Below are 6437 nucleotides of genomic sequence, written 5' to 3'. Positions count from 1 at the left end.
CCTCGCGCCGGGTGTCGGCGTCGGGGGCGGACGTCTGCGCCTCGGCCTGCTGCTCGCCCTTGGCCTCGGCACCCTGCTCGGGGGCGCCGGCGGGGGCGGTGGCGCGGCGCCTGCGGCGCTCGCCCGCTGCGGGCTCGTCGTTCGCGGGCTGGCCGGGGATGTCGATCTGCTGCTGGGTCGCGTCGGCGGAGGTCTCGCCCTCGCTGCCGCCCTTCGGCTCACCCGTGCGCGTGCGGGACGTGGCGCGGCGCTTGGGCTTGGCCTCCGCGGCCTCGTCGGCCCTGGCCGCCGGCGCACCGCCGCCGGCCTGCGCCTCCTTGATGACCTCGATCAGCTGGCTCTTGCGCATGCGCGCGGTGCCCCTGATGCCGAGGCCGGACGCGACCTGCTGCAGCTCGGCCAGGACCATGCCGTCGAGGCCGGTGCCGGAGCGGCGGCGCCGTGAGGTGGTGCCGGAGGCAGCACCTGCGGCGGGCGCGGACGTGTCGACGCTTTCGTCGGCAGTCACGCCCATCAGATCGGTGGTGTCGCTCACGAAGGGTCCTTCCCTGGAGCGGACGTCGGCCATCTGGCTCGGCGACCGGTTGTGCTGTCCGGCTGCGGCCCTTGCTTGTGGACCGTGCCGGGGCGGTGGTCCCGCCGGATACGGCGGAGAAACATGCATAACGTGCAATGGGTCCCGGCCCGATACCCCCTGCCCGACCCGCTACGGGGAGGGGCGGCGGAGGCCGTGCCGGTTCCGGTGCGTGCTCAAAACTGCTCAGGCAGGCTGCTCAGGCAGTTGAGGAGGCTCCCGGAAGAAGGGTGGTCCCGAAGGGGGACGCGAAGCACCGAGCCACAAAGACTCCGGATGCAGTCTTGAGGTTAACACTACCGGCTCCAACAAACATTCCCCCTGTCGCTCACCGGCAATCGCGATGTCGCACTTCTGCGATTGCGCAGTACCCCTCATGAACCGAGCGGAAGCACGCTCGCACCCGCGGCGTCGAGGGTCAGCCGGTTCGCGGCCCATCCCTCGCCCGCCAGCCGTGCGACCTTGTCGGCCGCACCGTCCTCGACCAGCGCCAGGACCGTGGGTCCCGCGCCGGAGATCATCGCAGGCACGCCGTCCTCGCGCAGCCGGGCCACGAGCGCGAGACTCTGCGGCATCGCGGGCTGCCGGTATTCCTGGTGGATGCGGTCCTCGGTGGCCGGCAGCAGCAGTTCGGGGCGCCGGGTCAACGCCTCGACCAGCAGCGCCGCGCGGCCCGCGTTGGCGGCGGCGTCGACGTGCGGAACCGTGCGGGGCAGCAGCCCTCGCGCGGTCTCCGTCAGCACCGCCGCGCCGGGCACGAAGACCACCGGGACCACGGAGGCGGCGGGGTCCATGCGGATGGCGCGCGCGGCGCCGTTCTCCGTCCACGCCAGGGTGAAACCGCCGAGCAGGCAGGCCGCGACGTTGTCGGGGTGGCCCTCGATCTCGGTGGCGAGTTCGAGCAGGGCCGCGTCGTCGAGCCGGGTGTCGCCGCCTATGGTCACCGCGCGGGCCGCGACGATGCCCGCGCAGATGGCGGCGGACGACGAGCCGAGGCCGCGGCCGTGCGGGATGCGGTTGGCGCACACGACCTCAAGTCCCCTGGGCTGGCCGCCCAGCAGGTCGAACGCGGTGCGCAGGGCCCGTACCAGCAGGTGGTTCTCGTCGCGGGGCAGCGACTGCGCGCCCTCGCCCGCGATGTCGATGTGCAGTCCCGCGTCGGCGACGCGGACGACGACGTCGTCGTAGAGCCCCAGCGAGAGGCCGAGGGCGTCGAAGCCCGGACCGAGGTTGGCGCTGGTGGCGGGGGTGCGCACCCGTACGGCGGCGGCGCGGAAGGCGGGACCGGCCATCGCTCTGACGACTCTCCTTGTGCCTGCGAGGGGATCGGCTTGGTGCTCTCGTGTGTCTGCACGGAAGGCTGCCCACACGGGACGGTCGCCGCGGCACGCGGCAACACCGCGGCAGGTGCGGCGGGGTGGGTTCCTACACCCTATCGAAGGAAGGATGCACCGCGACATAGGGCGCACGGGAGGCGCACGATGCGTGTCGCGCGAAGGGCCGTGCGCCCGAGGCCCGTCGCCGGGGCGGGAGCGCGGGGCCCTCGGCCGTACGGGCGGCTCAGGTGGCCGCCGCCCGTACGGGGCCCGCCGTCAGGCCAGGCCGAGTTGGTCGGCGGCCGCGGCGGCGTCGACGGGGACGGTGACGGGCTGCGGGGCGCCCTGGACGGCCCAGTCGGGGTCCTTGAGGCCGTTGCCGGTGACCGTGCAGACGATCCGCTGGCCCGGGTCGACGCGGCCCTCCTCGGCGGCCTTGAGCAGCCCGGCGACGGAGGCGGCCGAGGCGGGCTCGACGAAGACGCCCTCCTGCGCCGCCAGCAGCCGGTAGGCGCGCAGGATCTGGCGGTCGGTCACCTCGTCGATGGCGCCGCCGGACTCGTCGCGCGCGTTCAGCGCGAACTGCCAGGAGGCCGGGTTGCCGATGCGGATCGCGGTGGCGACCGTGTGCGGCTCGCGGACGATCTCGCCGCGCACGATGGGCGCCGAGCCGGAGGCCTGGAAGCCCCACATGCGGGGGGTGCGGGCGGCCGGGCCGTCGGCGGCGTACTCGGTGTACCCCTTCCAGTACGCGGTGATGTTGCCGGCGTTCCCGACGGGCAGGACATGGATGTCGGGCGCGTCGCCGAGCGCGTCCACGATCTCGAAGGCCGCGGTCTTCTGACCCTCGATCCTGACCGGATTGACCGAATTGACCAGCGACACGGGGTAGTTGTCCGCGAGCGAGCGGGCCAGCGTGAGGCAGTCGTCGAAGTTGCCGTCGACCTGGAGGATGCGCGCGCCGTGCACGAGGGCCTGGCCCATCTTGCCGAGCGCGATCTTGCCCTGCGGCACGAGGACGGCGCAGACCATTCCGGCCCGTACGGCGTAGGCGGCGGCCGAGGCGGACGTGTTCCCGGTGGAGGCGCAGATGACGGCCTGGGCGCCCTCGGCCTTCGCGCGGGTGATCGCCATGGTCATGCCGCGGTCCTTGAAGGACCCGGTGGGGTTCGCGCCCTCGACCTTGAGGTGCACCTCGCAGCCGGTGCGCTCGGAGAGCACCTGGGCCGGGACGAGGGGCGTGCCGCCCTCCCGGAGCGTGACGACCTCCGTCGTGGGCTCGACCGGGAGCCGGTCGCGGTACTCCTCGATGATGCCGCGCCACTGGTGGGTGCCCTGTACGGGGCCGCGGTCGACTGCGATGGTCATGGGTCCCTACTCCCCTTCAACACGCATGATGCTGGCGACACCGCGCACGGTGTCGAGTCCGCGCAGTGCCTCGACCGTGCCCGTCAGGGCGGCGTCGGAGGCGCGGTGCGTGACCACGACGAGCGATGCCTCGCCGTCCTTGCCCTTCTGCCGGACGGTGTCGATGGAGACACCGTGCTCGGCGAAGACCGTCGCCACCTGGGCGAGCACACCGGGTTTGTCGGCGACGTCGAGGTTGATGTGATAGCGCGTCACGACGTCGCCCATCGGGCTGACGGGCAGCCGCGTGTAGGCGGACTCCCCCGGGCCGCGCGCGCCGGCGAGCCGGTTGCGGCACACGGCGACGAGGTCGCCGAGGACGGCGGACGCGGTGGGTGCGCCGCCGGCGCCGGGCCCGTAGAACATCAGCCGGCCGGCTGCCTCCGACTCGACGAAGACCGCGTTGTACGCCTCGCGCACGGAGGCGAGGGGGTGGCTGAGCGGGATCATCGCCGGGTGGACGCGCGCGGTGACGGACCTGCCGTCGGCGGCGCGCTCGCAGATGGCGAGGAGTTTGACGGTGCAGCCCATGCGTTTCGCGGATGCCAGGTCCGCCGAGGTGACCTCGGTGATGCCCTCGCGGTGCACGGCGTCGAGGCGCACCCGGGTGTGGAAGGCGATGCCCGCCAGGATGGACGCCTTGGCCGCCGCGTCGAAGCCCTCGACGTCGGCGGTCGGGTCGGCCTCCGCGTAGCCGAGCGCGGTCGCCTCGTCGAGCGCCTCGGAGTAGCCGGCGCCCGCGATGTCCATCCGGTCGAGGATGAAGTTCGTGGTGCCGTTGACGATGCCGAGGACCCGGTTGACGTGGTCGCCCGCGAGGGACTCGCGCAGGGGCCGGATCAGGGGGATCGCGCCGGCGACGGCCGCCTCGAAGTAGAGGTCGCGCCCGTGCCGCTCGGCGGCCTCGTACAGCGTGGGGCCGTCCTCGGCGAGCAGCGCCTTGTTGGCGGAGACGACGGACGCGCCGTGCTCGAAGGCGGTGGTGATGAGCGTCCTGGCGGGCTCGATGCCGCCGATGACCTCGACGACCACGTCGATGTCGCCGCGCTTGACCAGCGCGGTCGCGTCGGTGGTGACGAGCGCGGGGTCGATGCCCTCGCGGACCTTGCCCGGCCGCCGGACGGCGACGCCGGCGAGCTCCAGCGGCGCGCCGATCCGGGCGGCGAGGTCGTCCGCGTGCGTCGTCATGATGCGGGCCACCTCTGTGCCGACCACGCCACAGCCCAGCAGCGCCACCTTCAGCGGACGCGTACGCATCATCCGACCTACGCCTTTCGTCGAGCCCCGCGAACCTGAGCGGGGATGTCCACCAGTCTCACGCACTGGACGGAAGTTTCCGGCCGCCGTCCAGGATCCGAGATGTTTGTCTCGTCAACCCACGTCCAGACGAAGAAGATCTTCTTCCGTCTCCCGCCGGACGATCACGCGGGCCGCTCCCTCGCGCACGGCGACGACGGGCGGCTTCAGCGCGTGGTTGTAGTTGCTGGCCAGCGAGCGGCAGTACGCGCCGGTCGCCGGGATCGCGACGAGGTCGCCCGGCGCGAGGTCGGCGGGCAGGTACGCGTCGCGCACGAGGATGTCGCCGCTCTCGCAGTGCTTGCCGACGACGCGGACGAGCATCGGCTCAGCGGCGGAGCGCCGGGAGACGAGCGCGACGCTGTACTCGGCGTCGTAGAGCGCCGTACGGATGTTGTCCGACATGCCGCCGTCGACACTGACGTAGGTCCGCAGCCCTTCGAGCGGCTTGACGGTGCCCACCTCGTAGAGCGTGAACGCGGTCGGGCCGACGATGGCGCGGCCGGGCTCGACGGAGATGCGGGGCGTGGCGAGGCCGGCGGACTCGCACTCGTGGCCCACGATCTCGTTCAGCCGCTTGGCGACCTCGTGCGGCTCGCGCGGGTCGTCGTCCGAGGTGTACGCGATGCCGAGGCCCCCGCCGAGGTCGATCTCGGGCAGCTCGACGCCGTGCTCGTCGCGGATGCGGCCGAGCAGTTCGACGACGCGCCGGGCCGAGACCTCGAAGCCCGCCATGTCGAAGATCTGCGAGCCGATGTGCGAGTGCAGGCCGGTCAGCTCCAGGCTGTCGTGCCCGAGGATGCGGCGGACGGCCTCCTCGGCCTGCCCGCCGGCGAGCGCGAGCCCGAACTTCTGGTCCTCGTGGGCGGTGGCGATGAACTCGTGCGTGTGCGCTTCCACGCCGACGGTGATGCGGATCTGCACCTTCTGCCGCACACCGAGGCGGCGGGCGATGTGCGCGACGCGGGCGATCTCCTGGAAGGAGTCCACGACGATCCGGCCGATGCCGGCCCCGACGGCACGCTCGATCTCGTCGGGCGTCTTGTTGTTGCCGTGATAGCCGATGCGCTCGGCGGGCATGCCCGCGCTCAGCGCGGTCGTCAGCTCCCCGTTCGAGCACACGTCGAGGTGCAGCCCCTCCTCTGCGAGCCAGCGCACGATGGCCCGCGAGAGGAACGCCTTGCCCGCGTAGTAGACGTCGGCGCCCGGCCCGAACGCGTCCTTCCAGGCGCGGCAGCGGGCCCGGAAGTCGCCCTCGTCCATGATGTAGGCGGGGGTGCCGAACTCCTCGGCGAGGCGCGTGACGGCCAGGTCCTGCACGGTCACGACGCCGTCGGCGCCGCGGCGGACGCCCCGCGCCCACACCTTGTCGTCGAGTACGTCGAGGTCGGAGGCGGCGGGGTCCTGCTGCGCGGGGGCGGGCGACTGGGCGGATGCGGTCATTGCGGTGCTCTTTCAGAGGTGTGCGGGTGCGTCGATGCCGAGCAGGGAGAGGCCGCCTGCCAGCACCGTCCCGGCGGCTTCGGCGAGCGCGAGCCGGGTGCGGTGGGCGGCCGAGGGTTTCTCGTCACCGACGGGCAGCGGCGGGCACTGCGTGAGGAAGCGCAGCGTGTGGTCACCGGCGGCTTCGAGGTGGCGCGCGAGCCGGTCGGGCGCGCGGTGGTGGCCGGAGGCCGCGAGCACGCGGGGGTGGTCCGCGAGAACGTCCAGCAGCGTACGGGCCGCTTCGCCGGCGAGACCGTCCGGGGTGCCGGAGGCGTGCTCGCCGCCCGGGCCTGCGGGAGCGCGGTGGGGCGCCCGGGTACGGAGGGCGCCGCCGGCCGGCGTGCCCGGGACGGCGGGTG

At 73.2% G+C, this 6437-nt stretch carries 6 protein-coding genes; all 6 read right to left on the bottom strand.

Features of this window, described 5'->3' with window-relative positions; all coding sequences use genetic code 11:
- On the bottom strand, positions 1-535 hold a 535-nt coding region (locus tag L1885_RS21055; RefSeq protein WP_308117368.1), incomplete at its 3' end, for a Rho termination factor N-terminal domain-containing protein.
- A gap of 413 nt (positions 536-948) precedes the next feature.
- Positions 949-1866 (bottom strand): homoserine kinase, encoded by a 918-nt coding sequence (gene thrB, locus L1885_RS21050; RefSeq protein WP_235798727.1) that lies wholly within the window; start codon positions 1864-1866, stop codon positions 949-951.
- 300 nt (positions 1867-2166) lie between these two features.
- Entirely contained in the window at positions 2167-3258 is a 1092-nt protein-coding gene (thrC, locus tag L1885_RS21045; RefSeq protein WP_235798726.1) for a threonine synthase, read from the bottom strand.
- 6 nt (positions 3259-3264) lie between these two features.
- A complete protein-coding gene (locus tag L1885_RS21040) occupies positions 3265-4557 on the bottom strand; it encodes a homoserine dehydrogenase (protein WP_235798725.1) in 1293 nt (430 codons plus the stop codon).
- Between the two features lie 111 nt (positions 4558-4668).
- A complete protein-coding gene (lysA, locus tag L1885_RS21035) occupies positions 4669-6036 on the bottom strand; it encodes a diaminopimelate decarboxylase (RefSeq protein ID WP_308117367.1) in 1368 nt (455 codons plus the stop codon).
- A 12-nt stretch (positions 6037-6048) separates the two neighbouring features.
- Positions 6049-6437, bottom strand: a 389-nt coding sequence (locus tag L1885_RS21030; RefSeq protein ID WP_268984334.1) for a DALR anticodon-binding domain-containing protein, incomplete at its 5' end; no start/stop codon positions are given.

It is taken from the genome of Streptomyces fuscigenes, from assembly GCF_021556455.1.
Classification (GTDB): domain Bacteria; phylum Actinomycetota; class Actinomycetes; order Streptomycetales; family Streptomycetaceae; genus Streptomyces; species Streptomyces fuscigenes.
Note: the sequence above shows the minus strand (reverse complement) of the source record. Positions and strands in the feature narration are given on the sequence as shown.

What these genes read in the sequence shown, in the direction of transcription:
- thrB (WP_235798727.1), bottom strand. Translation starts at nt 1,866, where the DNA reads ATGGCCGGTCCCGCCTTCCGCGCCGCCGCCGTACGGGTGCGCACCCCC.
- thrC (WP_235798726.1), bottom strand. Translation starts at nt 3,258, where the DNA reads ATGACCATCGCAGTCGACCGCGGCCCCGTACAGGGCACCCACCAGTGG.
- L1885_RS21040 (WP_235798725.1), bottom strand. Translation starts at nt 4,557, where the DNA reads ATGATGCGTACGCGTCCGCTGAAGGTGGCGCTGCTGGGCTGTGGCGTG.
- lysA (WP_308117367.1), bottom strand. Translation starts at nt 6,036, where the DNA reads ATGACCGCATCCGCCCAGTCGCCCGCCCCCGCGCAGCAGGACCCCGCC.